Source organism: Promicromonospora xylanilytica, assembly GCF_054782895.1.
On sequence record NZ_BAAGRP010000002.1, the window covers coordinates 74802 to 93849 of the forward strand.

The following is a 19048-nucleotide window of genomic DNA, read 5'->3' on the forward strand; positions in this document are numbered from 1 at the left end:
CTCACTGGTCCGCTGCGGTTGCCGCCGCGGTCTGCAGCTGCACGTCCAGTCCCTCGCGACGCATCCGGGTGTCGATGTAGAGCAGCGCGACCACGCCACCGAGGAACAGCACGCTCATGCCACCGGTGATCACGTAGGTGACCCCGTAGCTGGCCGCGAGGGCTGCGCTGTTGGCGGTCGCCATGAAGAGGCCCATGACCATACCGACGGGGAACGCGACGATCTGGCCGATGACGCTCAGGATGAGGGACGTCAGCAGATAGATGCCGAGCACCCGCCAGAACGTGCCGCGCGTCAGCTTCCAGGCCCGGCGAACCGTGGCCCAGAAGCCACCGCCCTCGACCGCGAGCGCCGGCGGGACGAGCAGGAGGCGGGTGAACACCCACACCCCGACCACCACGAGAGCCGCGAGCACGAGGAACAGCCCGATCACCCCGAGCGTCGGGTCCACGTAGAACAGCCCCGCGATGATGCCGACGGCCAGCGCGTACGCCACGAGCACCGCGGCGGTGCTCAGGAGCGAGAACCCGATGAGGAACCAGGCGCGCTTGCCGACGCGACGCCAGGCCGCGGACACCGAGATCTTGCGGCCGATCACCGAGTCGCTGACCGAGATGGCCATGACGCCCATGGCGAGCGGTGTGGCGATCATGAGCAGCAGGCTGGTGCCGAGCAGCGACCCGTAGGTCACGCCGAGGACGTCCTGCGTGAAGCCGAGGTCGTCGAAGGCCGGGTCGGACCCGATCTCCCCGAACAGGTCGGCGAACATGTCGGTGAACAGCGTGGTCAGGGGGATGCTGACCAGCGTGCCGAGGGCCACGGCGATGACCACGATGATCGCCGTCAGGCCCAGCGTCACGCCCGGGTTGTGCCGGACCGCGCCGAACGCGCCGTCGTACAGCTCGCCCAGGGTGAGCGGGCGCAGGGGGACGATGCCGGGCTTGTCCGCCGGCGGGCGGTAGCCGGGCACCTGCGAGGTGTACGGGGAGTACTGGCCGTACTGGCTCTGGCCGTACTGCGCGGCCTGCTCACCCTGGGGTGTGCCGTACTGCGGTGTGCCGTACTGCGGTGTGCCGTACTGCGGCTGGCCCTGGGCGGGCGGCGCTGCCGGGTCGTACCCGGGCGCGTACTGTCCGTACCGCGGCGGCTCGCCCCAGCCGGCGGGCTGGTGCCCGCCGGACTGCGGGGGCGTCGGCTGCGCCGGCTGGTCGGGTGCGCTCTCGGGCGTCGTCATGGGGGCGTGCTCCCGGGTGTCGTCTTGGGGTCGTGCCTGCGCGGCAACCCTAGTACGGCACGCTGACAGCGGGCCGCGATATTGGTGTCCGCGTCGGTCGCTCCGCGCAACTGTCACCCAGCCGTGACCACGGTGGCCCCCGCCTCGTGTTCGGCGAGGTCACCGGTGGCGCCCGCACCGACCGCCCGGCGGCCCAGGACGTACACGTACGCCCAGAACGCGGCGAGCGCCAGCGCACCGATCACGATCTTGAGCCACCAGTACAGGTCCGACCCGGTGACGAAGCCTTCCACCAGGCCGGAGACGCCCAGCGCCGCCGCGAGGCCGATGGCGGTGGTGATCAGGGCGCGCCCCTCGGCGGCCATGGCGACGGACCGCTTGCGGTGGCCGGGGTCGATCAGGGTCCAGAAGAGCCGCAGGCCCGCGGCTCCCGCGACGAAGATGCACGTCAGCTCCAGCAGGCCGTGCGGCGCGATGAGCGTGAGGAACAGGTCCAGCTCGCCGTGGGCGGCCATCATGCCGCCCGTCGCGCCGATCTGCACCGCGTTCTGCCAGAGCACCATCAGGGGGAAGAACCCCGTGATCCCGCCACCGACGGCCTGGGCGGCGATCCACGCGTTGTTGGTCCACACCACGGCGGCGAACCCGATGCCCGGGTCGTAGTAGGACGCGAACGCGTTGTTCACGTAGTCCTCCTGCGCCGACGGCGGCATCATGTCGTTGAGCGCGGCGGTGTCCGTGGCGATGTAGACGCCCGCGACGACCGCGACGAGCAGGCAGGCAGCCGTCACGGCGTGCGACCACCACCGGATCCGGTAGAAGGCGGCGGGCAGCGACACCACGGCGAACCGCACGACCTCGCGCCAGGCGGGCTCATGGGTGCCTGCGATGCGGGTCCGCGCCCGGTTCAGCACGTCGGACAGGCGCGTGACCAGCGCCGGGTCCGGCGCGGCCGACCGGACCGTCGACAGGTGCGTGGCCACCGACTGGTAGAGGCGCACGAGCTCGTCCGACTCTGCGCCGTCCAGGCGGCGCCGGGACGAGAGCTCCTTGAGGCGGTCCCACTCGGCGGCGTGCACGGCGGTGAAGGCGTCGATGTCCACGGCGGTAGTCTGCCGCACAGGAGTTACGGCGTGACCCCGAAGCCCCCGACACCCCGACCGGAGGAACCGTGCAGGACGGCATTGTCATCGGTGAGGGCGTGGTGCTGGACGCGCGCCCCGCGTCGTTCATCACGCGCGCGATGGGCGCCATGCTCGACTTCCTCGTGATCGGTGCCGTCATCTGGGTCGCCATCATCGTCGGCGGCATCTGGTTCCTGGAGAGCGCCAGCCTGAACCAGGACATCGCGATGATCGTGTACGTGGTCACGACCGTCCTGGTCATGGTGGGCGTGCCCGTCACCGTCGAGACGCTGTCCCGGGGGCGGTCCGTCGGCAAGCTCGCCTGCGGCATCCGGGTGGTGCGCGACGACGGCGGTCCCGTCCGGTTCCGGCACGCGCTGGTGCGCGCGCTGGTCGGGGTGATCGAGCTGTGGCTCACGTTCGGCGGCATCGCGGCCATCACGTCGCTGGCGAACGCGAAGGGCAAGCGCCTCGGCGATCTCGCGGCCGGCACGTACGCGGTGCGGGTGCGGGGCGGCAGGCCGCCGTCGGCCCCGATCGTGATGCCCCAGGCCCTGGCCGGGTGGGCGCACACGGCCGACATGCGCAGGCTGCCGGACGGGCTGGCGCTGGCCGCCCGCCAGCTCCTCGGCCGCGCCGCACGCCTCGCGCCCGAGTCGCGGGCCCGGCTCGCCGACGACCTCGCCGGCCGGATCGAGCGCTACGTGGCACCCGGGCCGCCGCCCGGCACCCACCCGGAGGCGTTCCTGCACGCCGTCCTCGCCGAGCGTCGCGAGCGTGAGCTCGGCGCCGGTCAGCGGGAGCGCAAGCGGGCGGAGGAGCAGGCGGAGCTGCTGCACCGGCTGCCGTTCGCGGTGGCGGACCCGCCGCGCTGACCCGGGGACATCGACGGACCGGCGGACACGGCACGGCCGTCGAACCGCAAGCTACGCGTCGTCAGAGTCGCACCCACCGGCGCCGAACCGAAAGCTGTGCGTCCCGGCGATCGTTCCAGGACGGCGAACCGCAAGTTACTCGTCCCGATGACGGCCCGACCGAAGGTTACGCGTCCATACCAGGCCCGTTGGGCTCGTTCCTTGCGGCTCGAAGCCACCGGTGACTCGTAACCTGCGGCTCGACACCAGACACCCGGGTCACGACCCCGCCCGCGTCAGGCCCTGGCGTCGTCCGTGACCCGCACCCGGCCCCGCGAGCGCAGGGCCTCCGAGAAGCGCACCAGCCCGGTCTGCACCGCCCGGCGCAGCCGGGCCGACGTCGGGCGCTCGATGCCGTAGTGGATCACCACGGCCAGCGCGAGGCTGATCCCGCCGGCGGCGAACAGCGCGACGGTGCGGGTGGTCTCGTGGGCCAGCACGTCGATCACCGCGTACCCGAACTGCGTGTGCACCAGGTAGATGGGATAGGTCAGGGCGCCGACCGTGCCGAGCACCGCCGCCACGCGCCGGGGCGGGACCGTCCTGCCGGGTAGCGTCGTGGCCCATACGGCGACGATGCACGCCAGCATGAGCACCACGGCGACGGTCGGGTCCACCGACACGCCCTGGAGGTCCGACGCCCGGCCGGCCGCGTCGAGGACCCGCAGCACGCACACGACCACTCCCGCGCCGAGCAGCAGGCCGCTGACGAGGTCGAACCCGTCGCGGTAGACGAGGAACAGCAGCATGCCGACGGCGAAGTACGGGGCGTAGTTCGGCACGAGCCAGTCGGCGAGCCAGTGGGCGCCGAACTGCTGGGCGGCCCAGCCGGCGAGGGGCCAGAGCGTGGCGAACGCCAGCACCCGGTTGCGCGTCAGCGGGCCCATCGCCAGCACCACGAAGACGAGCAGGTAGAACTTCAGCTCCACCAGCAGGGTCCAGAAGACGACCTGGACTCCGGTGACCTCGAACAGGTCCTGCACCATCGTGAGGTTGACCAGCGTCTCGGTGAGGGTGGTCCTGCGCCCGCCGGACCACACCTGCTGCAGGCCGGCGGTCAGCACTATGCAGGCCCAGTAGGCGGGGAACAGCCTGCCCACGCGGGAGGCTACGAAGCCGGCGATCCCACGGCCGTCGGCGCTGAGCAGGATCACGAACCCCGAGATCATGAAGAACAGCTCGACGGCGAGCCAGCCGTACCGCGTGACCTCGTTCAGCATGGGAAACGCGTCCACCGGGTCGATGCCCCAGTACCCGGTCACCGTCGAGGTCGCGGTGAAGTGGTAGAGCAGCACCGCCACCGCCGCGGCGAAGCGCAGGCCGTCCATCCCCACGAGCCGACCGGAGGGTCTCCGGTCCTTGCCTGCCGTGGTCGCGGAGGCTGCCTCGGGCAAGGTGGCTGGCGTGCTCTCATGGCGGGTCATCGCCGCAGACCTTAGATCACGGAAAGATAACGGTCAAAATTCACCCTACCAGAAGTGCCAGAAGTGTCTTGGCCGAGATGTCCCAGTCGTATCCTGCGGCCCGCTCCCGTGCTGCCGCGGACCGTCCGGCCCACGTCGCCGGGTCGTCGAGCTCGCGGACCGCCGCGACGAACCCCGCCACGTCATCCGGATCGACGTACGCGCCCGCGTCGCCGCCCACCTCGCGGAACACGGGGATGTCGCTGACGACGAGCGGGGTACCGAGCACCATCGCCTCGACCAGCGGTAGCCCGAAGCCCTCGTCCCGCGACCCGGAGACCAGCGCGGTCGCGCTGCCCAGCACCTCGCGGTAGACCTCGTCGGACGCACCGTCGTGGAACACGAGCGTGCCGGCGCCGGCCAGCTCGGTCAGCCGCGCACGGTGCTCCGGCGCGACCGGGCTCATCAGGTGCAGCTCCCAGCCGGGCAGGTGCGCCATGGCACGGGCGGGCAGCTCGACGTTCTTGTAGGGCATGAACGAGCCCATGTACACGAGCGAGCGGGTCCGCGACGCCTCCGAGCGGTCGACGGGCAGGCCGGGCACCGGGTCGGGCGCGTTCGGCACCACCGTCACGGGGCGCCGGGTCAGCCGGTGGCGCGCGATGAGGTCACGGGTGGTCTCCGAGACCGTGACCACGGCGTCGGCGCGGTTCAGCAGGAGGCGCTGCGGCCACCACGCGAGGTGGAACGCCCGCCACAGCAGGCGTACGGGCTCCGGCAGGTTCCGCGGCGGGGTGGGGTGCCGGTAGTAGATGAGGTCGTGCAGGGTCAGGACCACCCGGTAGTCGCGGCCCCAGGTGCCCATGGTCTGCATCGGGCTGAACACGACGTCGGCACCCGTGCGCCGCACCTGTCGCGCCACGAAGGGCTCGCGCCAGCTGGTCGGGGCGCTCACCAGGTGCCAGGGGAGGCCGTCGGGCAGGTGGTCGAGCTGGAGCACGTCGTTCACCAGCACCTCGACCGGGTGCAGCCTGGCGAGGGCGGTGACGATCCCCGCGGTGTACCGGCTGATGCCGTCGTGCCGGCCGACCCGCAGATACCGGCAGTCGACGACGATCTTCATCCGATCTTCCCTCACTGTTCATCCCGCCCGGCGGCGGCCTCGAGGACGGCCAGGAAACCGGCGGTCTCCCGAGCCACCGCAGCCGGTGCCTCGTAGTGCGCCAGGTGCCCGACACGTGGGACCACCGCCAGCCGCGCGTCGGCGAACATCGGCTCGAGAACCCGCTGGGAGGGCAGCGGCGCGACGTCGTCGTTCTCCGAGGCGACCAGCAGCGTCGGCGCGCTGATGCGTGAGGCGTAGGCGGCCACGTCGGTCCCGACCGAGGCATGGAACGCCTCCAGCAGGGTGCGCCGGTCGGCGAACCCGGAGAAGTAGCGGTCGTGCTCCGCGAGGATCCAGCGCCGCATGTCCCGGTCCGTCGAGGTGACCATGGCGAGGCTCGCGACGCGGGTGAACAGCGGGTGACGCAGCAGGCCAGTCCCTGCCCGCTCGGGCAGGGCTGCGGCCAGCCGGTGGACCCCCACCGTGACCGCGCTCAGCGCCCGGCGCGGACCGTCGAGCGCGGCTGTCGCGATGGGGTTGACCAGCACGAGGCCCCGCACGCGGGACCCGGGGCCGGCGGCACCCGCCACGGCGGCCGCCGCCACGATCGACCCGAAGGAATGACCCCCGAGCAGGACATCGCCCTCCGGGGCGACGGCGGCCAGCAGCTCGGCCGTCCACGCGGCGTAGCCCTCGACGTCGTGCACGCCGTCGGGCAGCGGCGCCGAGGCGCCGAACCCGGGCAGATCGGGAACCCATACCTGCAGGTCAGAGCGTTCCCGGAGGAGGTGGGCGACGATCGGCTCCAGGCCGTGGTGGTCGCCCCGGAGCCCGTGCAGGAACACCATCCGATGGGGCGCGGTCGCGGCGCCGTACACCCGGACGTGGACACGGACGCCACGGAGCTCCAGGTCTGCGTCGCGGACGGGCGTAGCTTCGACGAGCGCCTGGTACGGCAGCTCGTACGATGCCCTGAGGGACAGCTCGTGCGGTGGGTCGTGCGGCGGCTCGGCACGACGCGCCGGCAGGTCGGTGTTCATCGCGCTGACCCTAAGCACGTCAGCGGCCGGTGTGGGAGAGGGGCAGGAAAGATGGGGGTAAACCCCCATGCGATCCCGGGGGGAAACCTGGTGGCGGAGAAGGGCATCCTTACGTCACCGTTGTCCCATGCAAGCCATCGCGGTCACCCTCGCAGTGCTCGGCGCCGCCCTGTTCGCCGGGGCCGCCGTACTGCAGCACCGCGAGGTGGCCGACCTCTACGGGCAGCCGCTCCCCCGCGAACGGGTCCTGTCGTTACGCAGGCTCAGCAGGATCGCGCGGCGCCCCGGCTGGCTGGTCGGCTTCGGGCTCGCAGGAGGCGGCACCGTGGTGCATGCCATCGCGCTCGCGCTCGCTCCGCTCCGCGTGGTCCAGCCGATCGGGGTGCTTGCCGTGCCCGTAGCGGTCCTGCTGTCCTCGCTCCGCTCCCGCCGCCCGCCCAGCCGCAGCGTCATCCTCGGCGTGGTGCTGACCATGGCCGGTGTCGCGGTGTTCGTCGCGGCGTCGGTGGGCGGCGCCACCGGCAACCCACCGCCGCCGGGGTCCACGCTGCCGACCACTCTCGTCGTGGGCGGCATCGTGGTGGCGCTCGGCGCGGGTGGCCTGGCGGCCGGTGGCTGGCTCCGCTGCGTCGCGTGCGCGACGGCGGGAGCCACCGCGTTCGGCCTGCTCTCCGCCCTCATGCGGGTGATCTTCCAGGAGATCTCCGCCGGCCACTCGCGCTGGTACGAGCCGCCGGTGCTCGGCGCCGCCGCGAGCGCCCTCGTCGCCCTCGCCGTGGGCGGCTGGCTCGTGCAGCAGGCCTACCCGTCCGGTCCGCCGGAGGTCGTGGTCGCGTGCCTCACGGTCGTGGACCCGATCGTCGCCGTCCTGCTCGGCGCCCTGCTCCTCGGCGAGGGCGCCGACACGCCCCTCGCCACCTGGTTCCTCCTCGGCGGCGCGGCGGTCGCCGCGGCCGTGGGGGTCCTCGTCCTTGCCCGGCTCCACCCAGACGCCGTCGCGGCGCGCGCGGCGCGTTCCGCCCCTTCGAGACTTCCCGAACCATCGAGAGGTACAGCACAGTGAACCTGCCCGGTACTTTCCGCACGATCCTGATCGGCGCCGACACCTATCCGCCCGCAGTGAACGGCGCGGCCCGGTTCGCCGGCAGCCTGGCCACCGGCCTGGCCCGGCGTGGGTACGACGTGCACGTCGTCGCACCGTCGCCGACCGGCGCGCCGGTGCGCGAGGTGCGCGACGGTGTCGTGCTGCACGGGCTGCGCTCCCGGCGCTACCCGTCGCACGACAACCTGCGCGTGTGCCTGCCGTGGGAGACGCGCCGGGCGGTCGCGGAGATCCTCGACGAGGTCCGGCCCGACGTCGTGCACACGAACGGCAGCTTCATCGTCGGCCGCGCCCTGGTCGACGCGGCACACCGGGAGGGTCTGCCCCTGGTGGCCACCAACCACCTGATGCCGGAGAACATCGTGGGCTACCTCATGGTGCCGAGCTCCATGCACCGCACCGTGGGGCGCTGGGCCTGGCAGGACATCGGGCGCGTCTACGCGAAGGCCGACGTGGTCACCGCCCCCACGCCGCGTGCCGTGGACCTGCTCGCCCAGCACGCCGGCCTGACCCACGCGATCCCCGTGTCCAACGGCATCGACACCGACCGGTACACCACCACGGTCCGGGACGGGCGGGCCGAGCCCACCGTCCTGTTCGTCGGCCGGCTCGACCAGGAGAAGCGGGTGGACGAGATCATCCGCGCCTTCGCCCTCCTGCCTGCCGACCTGCCCGGGCGGCTCGAGATCGTCGGTACCGGCTCGAAGGCCGAGGAGTGGGCGGAGCTCGCCGCGGCCTCCGGCGTCGCGCACCGCGTCCGGTTCCGCGGCTACGTGCCCGACGACGAGCTGCTGACCGCCTACTCCGACGCCGACGTGTTCTGCATGCCCGGCGTGGCCGAGCTGCAGAGCCTGGTCACCCTCGAGGCGATGGCCTCGGGCCTCCCGGTCGTGGCCGCCGACGCGATGGCGCTGCCCCACCTCGTGCGCCCCGGCGTCAACGGCTGGCTCTACACGCCCGGCGACGTGCGGGAGCTGGCCAACCGGCTCAGCGACCTCCTGGCCGACGCCGGCCTGCGCCGCCGGATGGGCGCGGCCAGCCGGGAGCTCGTGGCGGCGCACGCCGTGGACGGCACCCTCGACGCGTTCGAGGGTATCTACGAGAAGGTCCGCGCCATGCGCGAGACCCCGGCGGCCGCCTGACCCCCTCGCGCCGAGGTAGTCGTCTGGCGAGGTAGTCCCGTAGCGAGCGCCAGGGGACTACCTCGCCAGACGACTACCTCGGCAGAGGACTACCTCGGTGGCAGGAGGTGGTCAGCCGCCGAAGAGCGGCGCGACCGCCTTGACGAGCTCGTTGCCGCCCAGGACCAGGAACATCGCGGCCACCAGCACGAGGATCACGTTGACCCACCAGCGGTTGCGCCACCGCAGCGGCACCGCCTTCGAGTTCATGAGGATCAGCAGCGTCAGCGCGAGGAACGGCATGAACAGCGAGCCCAGCGCGCCGTAGAGCACGACGAGCAGGATCGGCCGGTCGAGGAACAGCAGCGCCATCGGCGGGAACGTCAGCCACAGGATGTAGGCCCGGTAGTAGGTGCCGCCGGCGCCGCGGCGGCGGTCGTCGCTCGGCAGGTTGCGCGTCGTCGCGACGAAGTCGGCGAACATGAGTGACACGCCGTGCCAGACGCCGAGGATCGACGAGAACGTCGCGGCGAAGAACCCGACGAGGAACAGCGGGGCCATGAACGACCCGTACCGCTGCGAGAGCACGTCGGCGACGTCGATGAGCCCCTCCTCGCCGTCGGCCACGGCCATCCCGGCGGAGAAGAGCAGCTCGGCGCCCACGATCAGCATGGACACCACGAAGACGCCCGACATGACGTACGCCCACGCGTTGTCGAGCCGCATGACGCGCATCCAGCGGGGCGTGCTCCAGCCCTTCTCGGTGAGCCAGTAGCCGTAGGCGGCCAGGGTGATCGTCCCGCCGACGCCGCCCGCGAGGCCGAGCGTGTTCAGGACGGCGCCGTCCGGGATCATCGGCACCAGGCCGGCGGCGATCTGGCCGAGGTTGGGTGTCGTCATGATGGCCGAGCCCACGACCGTCACGAACATGACGCCGATCAGGACCGCCATGACGTTCTCGAACGGCTTGTACTTGCCGAACCAGACCAGCAGCAGGCCCGCGACCCCGGCGAGCATCGCCCAGTACCGCACGTCCACGCCGGGGAACAGGCCGTTGAGCGCGAGGCCGACCCCGGACATCGCGGCGGCACCGTAGCTGAAGCCCCAGATCACCACGTAGATGCCGAAGTAGACGACGGCCCACAGCCCGAGCGACTTCCAGCCGTCGAAGATCGTGCGGCCGGTCGCGAGCGACCAGCGGCCCGCGCCCTCGACCAGCACGATCTTGATGACGACGCCGAGGATCACCGCCCAGAGCAGGGCGTACCCGTAGGCGCTGCCCGCGACCATCGTGGCGACGAGGTCACCGGCGCCGATGCCGGTGGCCGCGACGACGAGACCAGGGCCGACGATCCTCCAGCGCGGCTTCTCGAGCGATCCCTCGTGCCCGGCGGCGACCCCGCCGTCCGGCGTCGGCGGTCCCCCGGCCAAGCCTTGTGAAGTGACCTCATTGTCCTTTTCCATGGCGAGACTGTACTCAGGCTTTCACCCGCCGGAAAGAGACGCGCCCGCAGAACCTGGCCGGGACCTGCTGCATACACATCAGCCGCCTGAGACATGATTGTATGCAATCGTCCCTGTCAGCCAAGGATCGGATCTCTCAGTGCGCACTCCGTCGCCGGCCGCGACCGGCTCGTCGTTCACCCCGCCCGCAGCTCCCGCCACCCGGCCCGACCTCCAGGGCACCTTCGGGATGGTGAGCTCCACCCACTGGCTCGCCACCGCGAGCGCCCAGGCCGTGCTCGAGCGGGGCGGAAACGCGTTCGACGCGGCGGTGGCAGGAGCCTTCGTGCTGCACGTCGTCGAACCGCACCTCAACGGGCCGGGCGGCGACATGACCGGCCTCTTCGTCACCGCCGACGCGCCGTCGGACCCGCGCGTGCTGATGGGGCAGGGGCCTGCTCCCGCCGGCGCCACGATCGAGCACTTCCGGGCCGAGGGACTGGACCTCGTCCCGGGTTCCGGAGCACTGGCCGCGGCGGTGCCGGGCGCCGTCGACGCCTGGCTGCTGCTCCTGCGCGACCACGGCACCTGGAACCTGGCGGACGTGCTCTCCTACGCCGTCGGCTACGCCCGCGACGGGCATCCGGTGCTCGGCCGGGTCAGCTCCACCATCTCCCTGGTCGCCGACCTGTTCCGCGACCACTGGCCCACCTCGGCCGCCCACTGGCTGTCCGACGGCGAGGCGCCCGCCCCCGGGTCGCTCGTCACCAACCCGGAGTACGCCGACCTGCTGGACGCCGTCGTGGCGGCGGGTGCGGCCGCGGGCGACCGCGCGGAGGCGATCGACCTCGCCCGGGCCGCCTGGCGCGAGCGCGTCGGGACCGCCGTCGAGGAGTTCGTCAGGACCCCGCACCGGCACGCGGACGGCGGCGACCACGCCGGTGTCATGACCGCCGCCGACGTAGCGGGCTTCGAGGCGTCCTACGAGCCCGCGACCACCGCGACGTTCCGCGGGTACACGATCGCCAAGACCGGCGCCTGGGGTCAGGGGCCCGCGCTCCTGGCCGCGTGCAAGATCCTGGAGGGCTTCGACGACGCGGCGCTCGACCCGTCCACGGAGCTCGGCGCGCACACGATCCTCGAGACGCTGAAGCTCGCGATGGCGGACCGCGACGTCTGGTACGGCGACCCCGCGGCGGACGACGTGCCGCTGACCTACCTGCTCGGTGAGGACTACGCGGCGCGGCGCCGGGCGCTCGTCACCGACACCGCGAGCCACGAGGTGCGGCCCGGCGACGTGCCCGGCCGCCCGACGCCGCCCGTCCCGGTGCTGCGCACCGAGTACGCCACCAGCACTCCGGTGGGCTCGCTGCCGGGCGCCCCGCTCGGCGGCCCGGCGTCCGGCGTCGGCGAGCCGACCGTCCCGGCTCCGGACTCCCCCGAGCACACCGGCGCCACCCGCGGCGACACCTGCCACCTCGACGTCGTCGACCGCTGGGGCAACATGGTGTCCGCGACGCCGTCGGGCGGCTGGCTGCAGTCCTCGCCCGTGGTGCCTGGGCTCGGCTTCTGCCTGGGCACGCGTCTGCAGATGACGTGGCTGGACGAGGCGTCGCCGTCGGCCCTGGTGCCCGGACGGCGGCCGCGGACGACGCTGACGCCCACGCTGGTGCTGCGAGGAGGCGAGCCCGTGCTCGCGTTCGGCTCGCCGGGCGGCGACCAGCAGGACCAGTGGCAGCTGCTGTTCCTGCTGCGCGTGCTCGTCGGCGGGTACACGCCGCAGCAGGCGATCGACGCGCCGGCCCTGCACACGACGTCGTTCCCCGGGTCGTTCTGGCCTCGCACCTGGACGCCGGGCGGCGCGGTCGTGGAGGACCGTCTCGGGGACGACGTCATCGCCGGCCTGGAACGGCGCGGCCACGTGGTGACCCGCGCGGGCGACTGGGCCCTCGGGCGGCTGTCCGCCGTGACCCGGGACCCGGCCACGGGGCTGCTGGGAGCCGCCGCCAACCCGAGGGGCGCGCAGGGCTATGCCGCAGGGCGCTGAGCCCGGCCGGCCGGCGTCCGTCCAGGACGCGATCCGGCGGGACATCATCGCCGGGGTGCTGACGCCGGGCGCCCGCGTCACCGAGACCTCGCTCGCCCAGCGCTACGACGTCTCGCGGGTCCCGGTCCGCGAGGCGTTGCGCGGCCTGGAGAGCGAGGGGTTCGTCGACTCGCTGCCGCACGTGGGCTCGCGCGTGGCGCCCCTGCCCGTGCACGACGCCGACGACCTGTTCGCCATCCGCGAGGCCCTGGAGGTGGCGACGGCGCGCAGTGCCGCTCGCCGGGCCGCCGCCCTCTGGTCGGGCGACGAGAGCCCGGAGGACTGGTGGCGCACCCGCCGGGAGATCGCCGCCCTGCTCGACGCCGGGGACGCGCACGTCGCGGCCGACGACCTGGACCCCCTGGTGGCGATCAACGACCAGATCCACCTCGCGATCGCCGAGCTCAGCGGCAGCGCGACCATGACGAGGCTGCTGCGCCAGCTCTCGTGGAAGATCGAGTGGCTCTACGCCGCCGACCGGCAGTCCCGCGGCAAGCGGCTCTGGCCGGAGCACCGGGTGATCGTGAGCGCGATCGACGCCGGCGACGGCGAGCGTGCCGCCGCCCTGATGGCCGCGCACGTGCGGGAGTCCCGGATCGGCTACCTGCTGCGGTACGGCATCGAGACGCCGAGCTCCGACCCGGTGGTCGCGGCGGCCGTGGAGGCGCGCCGTCCCGCCGGCCGGCGGTAGCCCCGGGTCCGGCGCGGTTACGGTGGGGGCGTGATCATGAACGAACAGACCGGAGCAGAGCACGAGGGCTGCGGCTGTGGCTGCGGCACCCCGGGACGGGACGCGTTCGTCCAGCTCGGGACCCGCCCTGCCGACGCCACCGGCACCATCACCGCGACACCGGCCGACGGCAGGCACCGCGTCGAGCAGGCACGGATCCCGGCCGGGACCTTCACCATGGGCGACTCGTCGGGCGACCGGAACACCGGCGACGGCGAGGCCCCCCTGCACGACGTGACCCTCAACGCCTTCGAGATCGACGCGACGACCGTCACCAACGCCGACTTCGCCCGGTTCGTCGACGACACCGGCTACCGCACCGAAGCGGAGACGTTCGGTTTCTCCGCCGTGTTCCACCTCGCCGTCGCAGCCGACCCCGCCGACATCCTGGGACAACCAAGCGGCACCCCATGGTGGTACGGCGTGCGCGGAGCCGACTGGGCCCACCCCGGCGGCCCCCGGTCGAGCACCGACGGACTCGACGACCACCCCGTCACCCACGTCAGCTGGAACGACGCCCTCGCCTACTGCGCCTGGGCCGGCCGACGCCTGCCCACGGAAGCCGAGTGGGAATACGCGGCCCGCGGCGGGATCAACGGCGCCAAGTACCCCTGGGGCGACGCCGAGGTGGACGACGACGGCTGGCGCGCGAACATCTGGCAAGGCGACTTCCCCCGCGTGAACACACTGGACGACGGCTGGCTCACCACCGCACCGGTACGGACCTTCGAGCCCAACGGCCACGGCCTCTGGCAGCCCGTCGGAAACGTCTGGGAATGGTGCCAGGACTGGTTCGACCCGCACCACTACCAAGAATCCCCCACGACCGACCCGACCGGACCCGACCAGGGCACCGCGCGGGTCCTGCGCGGCGGCAGCTACCTGTGCCACATCTCCTACTGCAACCGGTACCGCAACTCCGCACGGTCGTCGAACACCCCCGACTCCTCGATGGGCAACGCCGGCTTCCGCACGGCCGCACTCGACCCCACCGGCGCACGAGCATGAGCGCACGGAGATTCCCCCAGCGGGTCTACCGCGACGGCGAGGAACCCGACCCCCGCTTCAGCCTCGCCAACGAGCGCACGTTCCTGGCCTGGCTGCGCACCGCGCTCGGGCTCTACGCGGGCGCGTTCGCGCTCGAGGCCCTGTCGCTGCCCGCCTCGACCGGGTGGCGGGTGGCCGCGGCCGGCGTGTTCCTCCTGCTCGGCACCGTGGCCGCGGTCCAGGCCTGGCTGGGCTGGTCCGCGACCGAGTCGGCGCTGCGCCGCGGCCGGCCGCTCCCCGGCCTCGCGGTCGGCGGCCTGCTCGTCGTCGGCATCGTGATCGCCGTCGTGCTCGTGACGATCGGGCTGTTCGCATGAGCCAGGACCACGGACTCTACGACCCGGGCCTCCAGACCGAGCGCACGCTGCTCGCCTGGCGCCGCACGTGCCTCTCGTTCGGCGTGGCCAGCCTCGTCGCCATGCGGTTCACCGTGGAGACCGCCGGTGTGCTCGCGGTCTTCGCGGGCGTCGCGGGGGCCGGGCTCGCGGTCGCCGCCTACGTGGCAGCGGCCGTCGGCTACCACCGGGCCAACACCGCGCTGCACAGCACCGGATCGCTCGACCACGGCGCAGCGCCGATCGCGCTGGCCACCGCGGCGGCGCTCGTGCTCGGCGTCGCGTGCGCCGGCTACCTGGTGCTGAGCGCGCTGAACGGCTGAGCTCCCGTCGGCGGCGAGGTCAGGTGGCCACCGGCCAGTCGCTCCTGCGCCAGTCCAGCAGCGCGAAGAGCTGCACCGCGGCCGACTGGTGCAGGGTCTGGGGCCGCAGCTCCGGGTCCGGCGCGCCACCGCCAGAGGCCTGGAAGCCGAACAGCCCCGTCCCGGGGTCGCGGTTCTCGGCCCACAGCCGCTCGGCGTAGTCGGTGAACACGTCACGGATCTCGGCGGCCCGCTCGGGCCGCTCCGACGCGAAGAGCAGCAGGTTGGCCAGGTAGATCGCGTTGAAGACGGCCGGCTGCTCGTAGAGGCGGTCCCGCGTCCAGTGGTCCATGGCGCCGGCCACGTCGTCCTCCGCCGCACGGAGCCAGGACCGCCGTCCGGTCGCGCGGTGGAGCAGTGTCGCGGCGCCGATCATGAAGCCGGAGTTGTAGGTCCACAGCGTCTCCTCGACGGTGCCGTCGAACCGGACCCCGTTGCGGTACAGGCCGGGGTCGCGGCGCATGCAGCCGTGCACCCAGTCGTAGGTGCGCTCCGCCCAGGTGAGGTAACGACGTCGACCCGTCTGCTCGTACAGGTGCGCCGCCAGCTCGGCGGCGATGCCGGTGACGTTCGTGGCGCCCCGCAGCGGGTTCCAGTCCGCGTCCACCCAGTGCATCCCGCCGGGGCAGTCGACAGTGGTGTCCGTGTCCCACGCCTGCTCGACGAACTCGAAGGCCCGGACGGCGCGGTCCAGCATCCGCCGCTCGCCCATGAGCCGGTAGCGACGGACGAGCTCCAGCCCGATCACCCCGTTGTCGTCGTAGAACGGGTCGCCGCCGATCCCCTGCGGCGCCGGCAGGTACGAGTCGTAGGTGCCGCGCTCCTCGTTGAAGTAGCGCTCGAGGGCGTCGAACCGGCTCGCCACGTCGCCGTCGTACCGGCCGTGTGCCGAGGGGAGCCGGCTGATGTCCTGGGTGGCGGCCGCCGCCTCCCGGAGGGGCCACACGTAGGAGTACGGGTTCTCGCCGTCCCTGGTCGGGTAGTTCTCCTGGTACAGCGCACTGTCCGGCACGTACAGGTAGCGCTGCAGCGCGGCGTAGCCGCGGTGCGCGCGCCGGGCCCAGACCCCGGCCCCCGCACCGTGCGCCGACGCGGCGGCCGCGCCCGGCGGGAGGAGCGCCGCGAGGCCGAGCGTGCTCATGCCGACGGCAAAGGAACGGCGCGACACTGCGCCGGTGGTCGCTCTCATGACGTGCTCCTTCGTGTGGTGGACAGGTCAGACGACAGGAAGGCTCTCGGTCCCGCGGACGTAGGCCTTCACCGTGGCGAGCTCCTGTCCGGCGGCGGCCTCGCCCGGGCGGATGGTGAAGGGCCCCACGCTCGCCGGGACGATGAACGTCTCCGCGTAGTGGACGACGTAGGGTTCGAACGCCCCGGTCGGGCTCTCGATCACGGCCTCCGGCCCCTCGACCAGGTTCAGGACCAGCACGGTCCCCCTGGTGTCGTGCTCGACCGGCCCGGTGAACCGGGTGCGCCGTACCTCGATGAACTCCAGCTCGTGCAGCCCGGTGTGCTCCTCGACCCAGCCGTCCCCCGCGGCGGTCTGCTCCACCCGGTCGACCAGGTTCCGGGTGACCCAGTCGGTGCGCCGGTCCCACTGGATGTTGCGTTCGGCGTGGTCGAGGTGCACGGGGCGCGGTCGGCCGTCGAGCCCGAGGCGCCCCCAGTCCCACATCTTGAACGTGAAGATGAAGGGCGTCGCCGAGATCTCCAGCACCATCGAGTTGCGCCCGGAGCAGTGCACGGTGCCCGCGGGGATCAGCACGTGGTCGTGCTTGGCGACGTCGAGGACGTTGACGTACTTCTCGGCCTCGAAGGGCTCGCCGCCGGCCTCGGCCCGGCGCAGCGCGGCCACCATGTCGGCGGGCTCCACGCCGTCCTGGATCCCGAGGTACACCTTGGCGTCGGGTTCGGCGTCCAGGAAGTAGTAGCTCTCGTCCTGGGTGTACGGGATGCCGAACGTCTCCTGGATGTAGTCCGTCAGCGGGTGGACCTGCAGGGACAGGTTTCCGCCGTCCATGGTGTCCAGGAAGTCGAAGCGGATCGGGAACTCCGCGCCGAACCTGGCGAAGGTGCGCTCCCCCAGCAGCTCGCGCGGCCGCTGCAGCACCAGGTCCATGGCGGGGATCTCCGCGATCGTCCCGCCCACGTCGAGCAGCAGGCTCTCCTCCTCGGGGACGCCGTCGAAGCACCAGGCGTAGTTGGTGTCGCTCGGCGGCAGCCCGAGCACCTCGCTCATCCAGCGTCCGCCCCAGACTCCCGGGTCGAAGAACGGCACGAGCCGGAACGGGCCCGACGCCGCCGCGGTGAGCGCCGCCTGGAAGGTGTCCCGCGTGATCAGTACCGCGTCCTCGGCGAGCCGCGTCGTGTCGATCAGGTAGTCCATCCGGTCGAACAGCCGGTGCTTCTTGTGCCGGTCGGCGGCCCGCCACTCGACGAAGTAGCCGCGCTTGATCTTGCGCAAGTTGTCCTCCGCGCCGTTGTCGCAGCGCCAGTTCGGCGCGCCGCGGCGCTGACGCTGCTGGATCTCCCAGCGGGGCATGTCCGCGAGCACGACGACGGCGTCCCCGCCGCCCGGCACCGCCCCGGTCCCGGCGCCGTCGTCACCCGGCACGCCCAGCAGCGCGCCCCAGCCGACCAGCACGACCGGCGTGGTGCGCTCCTCGACCTGGTCCCGGACCCGCCGGAGCGCGCCCTGGTCGTAGAGGTCGCCGACCGTCTGGTGGCCCAGCACGCCGAAGACCCGGTCGTCGGTGACGTTGTCGGCGATCTTCGCGTCGATCTCGGCGATGGGCAGGGCCGCCGCGTCCTCGACGTCGATGGCCACGTAGCCGGGCAGGTGCCGCTGGACGGCCTTCCACAGGTCCTCGAGGTCGACGCCGGGGTAGCAGTCGATGACCACCAGCGGCCGGTCGCTCCGTGCCCGCGCGGCACGGTCGAGCTCCGCCCACACCTCCGCGCCGCGGTGGGCGCGTCCTGCTCCGGGAACCTTGATCACCGGCTCGCGGACATAGTTCTGGTACGACGGGTAGGTCATCGCACGTCCTTTCGCTCGGCGAGTACTGCGAGGCCCTGGATCACCGAGTGCTCCGGTGACTCGGCGAACCGCAGGTCGGGGCGGCGCAGCGAGCTCCACAGCCGCCGGCCGACGGCGTCCGCCAGCCGGCTCCGGTGCGCCGTGGCGGCACGCATCGGTCCGCCGGAGAAGATCAGCAGGTCGGGCTGGTAGGCGTGGCACAGGTTGACCGCCGTCGCGGCCCAGGCCCGCAGGACCCGGTCGGTGAGACCGGCTGCGACGGGGTCACCCGCCGCGGCCGCCTCGAACAGCTGCGCCATCGACAGGCTGTCGGCCGACGCGGCCCCGGCAAGCACGGAGTCCCGCCAGCCGACGGCGGCACGTGCCTGGGCGGCGAGGTTCCAGGAGCCGCCGACCGCCTCGGCGCAGCCGACGTTGCCGCAGTTGCACGGCGGGCCGTCGAGATCGACCGTGAAGTGGCCGCCGAGCACGCCGCCGTAGCCCTCCGGGCCCACCAGCGGACTGCCGTCGACGAGCACCGCGGTGCCGATCCCCGTGCCGGTGATCACGATCGCCGCGTCGCGCACGGCGCGGCCCGTCGCGGTCTCCGCGGCCGCGACCTCGCCGAGCAGAGCCGCCCTGGCGTCGTTCTCGACGACGGCCGGGCGGCCGAGCTCCGCCGTCGCCCAGCCGAGCAGGTCGACACCGACGAGGTAGGCGTACTTGTCGTGGATCGAGGTCAGCCGGGAGCTGCGCGGGTCGACCACACCGGGTGCGGCCACGCCGACCCGCGTGACCTCGGCGCCCCGCGCGGTGTGCGCGGTGATCATCCGGCGCCCCCGGTCCGCCACGGCGTCGAGCTCGCGCAGCGTCGCCGGTGCGGGGAGCCGGTCCTCGTCGACCAGCACGCCGTCGGCCACGATGCCGAGCTTCACGTGTGTTCCGCCGAGGTCGACCGCCAGGATCATCGCCACGTTGGGAACGTT

17 protein-coding genes are annotated in these 19048 nt (G+C 72.7%); 8 read left to right on the top strand and 9 right to left on the bottom strand.

From position 1 onward, the window contains the following. Position 1 precedes the first annotated feature (1 nt). Together ACYVK7_RS02145 and ACYVK7_RS02150 are read right to left on the bottom strand one after the other, a co-directional pair. The gene (locus ACYVK7_RS02145) at positions 2-1234 is read right to left on the bottom strand and encodes a DUF7544 domain-containing protein (protein ID WP_460886028.1); all 1233 of its coding nucleotides are present in this window, start codon (positions 1232-1234) and stop codon (positions 2-4) included. Positions 1235-1347: 113 nt separating this feature from the next. Then, a complete protein-coding gene (locus tag ACYVK7_RS02150) occupies positions 1348-2337 on the bottom strand; it encodes a stage II sporulation protein M (protein WP_460886029.1) in 990 nt (329 codons plus the stop codon). Positions 2338-2405: 68 nt separating this feature from the next. Between ACYVK7_RS02150 and ACYVK7_RS02155 the strand changes: the two genes are divergently transcribed. Continuing rightward, positions 2406-3233 (top strand): RDD family protein, encoded by an 828-nt coding sequence (locus tag ACYVK7_RS02155; protein WP_460886030.1) that lies wholly within the window; start codon positions 2406-2408, stop codon positions 3231-3233. Positions 3234-3508: 275 nt separating this feature from the next. Here the strand turns inward: ACYVK7_RS02155 and ACYVK7_RS02160 are convergent, their stop codons facing one another. Genes ACYVK7_RS02160 through ACYVK7_RS02170 form a run of 3 tightly spaced genes read right to left on the bottom strand, consistent with a single transcriptional unit; the run spans position 3509 to position 6820 of the window. Beyond that, on the bottom strand, positions 3509-4696 hold the full coding sequence (locus ACYVK7_RS02160) for an acyltransferase family protein (protein WP_460886031.1): 1188 nt from the start codon (positions 4694-4696) through the stop codon (positions 3509-3511). 40 nt (positions 4697-4736) lie between these two features. Continuing rightward, complete coding sequence (locus ACYVK7_RS02165; protein ID WP_460886032.1) at positions 4737-5798, bottom strand: glycosyltransferase family 4 protein; 1062 nt, start codon at positions 5796-5798, stop codon at positions 4737-4739. 11 nt (positions 5799-5809) lie between these two features. Further along, positions 5810-6820, bottom strand: coding sequence for an alpha/beta fold hydrolase (locus tag ACYVK7_RS02170; protein WP_460886033.1), 1011 nt, complete (start codon positions 6818-6820; stop codon positions 5810-5812). A gap of 127 nt (positions 6821-6947) precedes the next feature. On the opposite strand from ACYVK7_RS02170, the gene ACYVK7_RS02175 reads away from it, so the two are divergent. Then, a complete protein-coding gene (locus ACYVK7_RS02175; RefSeq protein WP_460886034.1) occupies positions 6948-7883 on the top strand; it encodes a hypothetical protein in 936 nt (311 codons plus the stop codon). After that, on the top strand, positions 7880-9064 hold the full coding sequence (locus tag ACYVK7_RS02180) for a glycosyltransferase (RefSeq protein ID WP_460886035.1): 1185 nt from the start codon (positions 7880-7882) through the stop codon (positions 9062-9064). The genes ACYVK7_RS02175 and ACYVK7_RS02180 overlap by 4 nt, the downstream gene beginning before the upstream one ends. A 111-nt stretch (positions 9065-9175) precedes the next feature. Here ACYVK7_RS02180 and ACYVK7_RS02185 read toward each other — a convergent pair whose 3' ends face one another. Beyond that, the gene (locus ACYVK7_RS02185; RefSeq protein WP_460886036.1) at positions 9176-10507 is read right to left on the bottom strand and encodes an Nramp family divalent metal transporter; all 1332 of its coding nucleotides are present in this window, start codon (positions 10505-10507) and stop codon (positions 9176-9178) included. A gap of 229 nt (positions 10508-10736) precedes the next feature. Between ACYVK7_RS02185 and ACYVK7_RS02190 the strand changes: the two genes are divergently transcribed. From ACYVK7_RS02190 to ACYVK7_RS02210, 5 genes are read left to right on the top strand one after another with little or no spacing between them, the layout of a single operon-like run. Beyond that, entirely contained in the window at positions 10737-12533 is a 1797-nt protein-coding gene (locus tag ACYVK7_RS02190; protein ID WP_460886304.1) for a gamma-glutamyltransferase family protein, read from the top strand. Further along, on the top strand, positions 12517-13263 hold the full coding sequence (locus ACYVK7_RS02195; RefSeq protein WP_460886037.1) for a GntR family transcriptional regulator: 747 nt from the start codon (positions 12517-12519) through the stop codon (positions 13261-13263). Before ACYVK7_RS02190 ends, ACYVK7_RS02195 begins: the two co-directional genes overlap by 17 nt. A 36-nt stretch (positions 13264-13299) precedes the next feature. Beyond that, positions 13300-14310 carry a formylglycine-generating enzyme family protein gene (locus ACYVK7_RS02200; protein WP_460886038.1) on the top strand — a complete coding sequence of 337 codons (1011 nt, stop codon included), beginning with the start codon at positions 13300-13302 and terminating at the stop codon, positions 14308-14310. Next, complete coding sequence (locus ACYVK7_RS02205; RefSeq protein ID WP_460886039.1) at positions 14307-14666, top strand: YidH family protein; 360 nt, start codon at positions 14307-14309, stop codon at positions 14664-14666. The genes ACYVK7_RS02200 and ACYVK7_RS02205 overlap by 4 nt, the downstream gene beginning before the upstream one ends. Then, a complete protein-coding gene (locus ACYVK7_RS02210) occupies positions 14663-15007 on the top strand; it encodes a DUF202 domain-containing protein (RefSeq protein ID WP_460886040.1) in 345 nt (114 codons plus the stop codon). Before ACYVK7_RS02205 ends, ACYVK7_RS02210 begins: the two co-directional genes overlap by 4 nt. Before the next feature lie 19 nt (positions 15008-15026). Here the strand turns inward: ACYVK7_RS02210 and ACYVK7_RS02215 are convergent, their stop codons facing one another. From ACYVK7_RS02215 to ACYVK7_RS02225, 3 genes are read right to left on the bottom strand one after another with little or no spacing between them, the layout of a single operon-like run. Then, a complete protein-coding gene (locus tag ACYVK7_RS02215; protein ID WP_460886041.1) occupies positions 15027-16235 on the bottom strand; it encodes a glycoside hydrolase family 76 protein in 1209 nt (402 codons plus the stop codon). Between the two features lie 27 nt (positions 16236-16262). Continuing rightward, on the bottom strand, positions 16263-18083 hold the full coding sequence (locus ACYVK7_RS02220) for a class I mannose-6-phosphate isomerase (RefSeq protein WP_460886042.1): 1821 nt from the start codon (positions 18081-18083) through the stop codon (positions 16263-16265). Then, positions 18080-19030: an ROK family protein gene (locus tag ACYVK7_RS02225; RefSeq protein ID WP_460886305.1), complete on the bottom strand. Its 951-nt coding sequence runs from the start codon at positions 19028-19030 to the stop codon at positions 18080-18082. The genes ACYVK7_RS02220 and ACYVK7_RS02225 overlap by 4 nt, the downstream gene beginning before the upstream one ends. Positions 19031-19048: the final 18 nt, after the last annotated feature.

Coding starts and splice junctions, on each gene's coding strand:
- ACYVK7_RS02145 (WP_460886028.1), bottom strand. CDS start 1,234: ATGACGACGCCCGAGAGCGCACCCGACCAGCCGGCGCAGCCGACGCCC.
- ACYVK7_RS02160 (WP_460886031.1), bottom strand. CDS start 4,696: ATGACCCGCCATGAGAGCACGCCAGCCACCTTGCCCGAGGCAGCCTCC.
- ACYVK7_RS02165 (WP_460886032.1), bottom strand. CDS start 5,798: ATGAAGATCGTCGTCGACTGCCGGTATCTGCGGGTCGGCCGGCACGAC.
- ACYVK7_RS02170 (WP_460886033.1), bottom strand. CDS start 6,820: ATGAACACCGACCTGCCGGCGCGTCGTGCCGAGCCGCCGCACGACCCA.
- ACYVK7_RS02175 (WP_460886034.1), top strand. CDS start 6,948: ATGCAAGCCATCGCGGTCACCCTCGCAGTGCTCGGCGCCGCCCTGTTC.
- ACYVK7_RS02185 (WP_460886036.1), bottom strand. CDS start 10,507: ATGGAAAAGGACAATGAGGTCACTTCACAAGGCTTGGCCGGGGGACCG.
- ACYVK7_RS02190 (WP_460886304.1), top strand. CDS start 10,737: ATGGTGAGCTCCACCCACTGGCTCGCCACCGCGAGCGCCCAGGCCGTG.
- ACYVK7_RS02195 (WP_460886037.1), top strand. CDS start 12,517: ATGCCGCAGGGCGCTGAGCCCGGCCGGCCGGCGTCCGTCCAGGACGCG.
- ACYVK7_RS02200 (WP_460886038.1), top strand. CDS start 13,300: ATGAACGAACAGACCGGAGCAGAGCACGAGGGCTGCGGCTGTGGCTGC.
- ACYVK7_RS02205 (WP_460886039.1), top strand. CDS start 14,307: ATGAGCGCACGGAGATTCCCCCAGCGGGTCTACCGCGACGGCGAGGAA.
- ACYVK7_RS02210 (WP_460886040.1), top strand. CDS start 14,663: ATGAGCCAGGACCACGGACTCTACGACCCGGGCCTCCAGACCGAGCGC.
- ACYVK7_RS02215 (WP_460886041.1), bottom strand. CDS start 16,235: ATGAGAGCGACCACCGGCGCAGTGTCGCGCCGTTCCTTTGCCGTCGGC.
- ACYVK7_RS02220 (WP_460886042.1), bottom strand. CDS start 18,083: ATGACCTACCCGTCGTACCAGAACTATGTCCGCGAGCCGGTGATCAAG.
- ACYVK7_RS02225 (WP_460886305.1), bottom strand. CDS start 19,030: ATGATCCTGGCGGTCGACCTCGGCGGAACACACGTGAAGCTCGGCATC.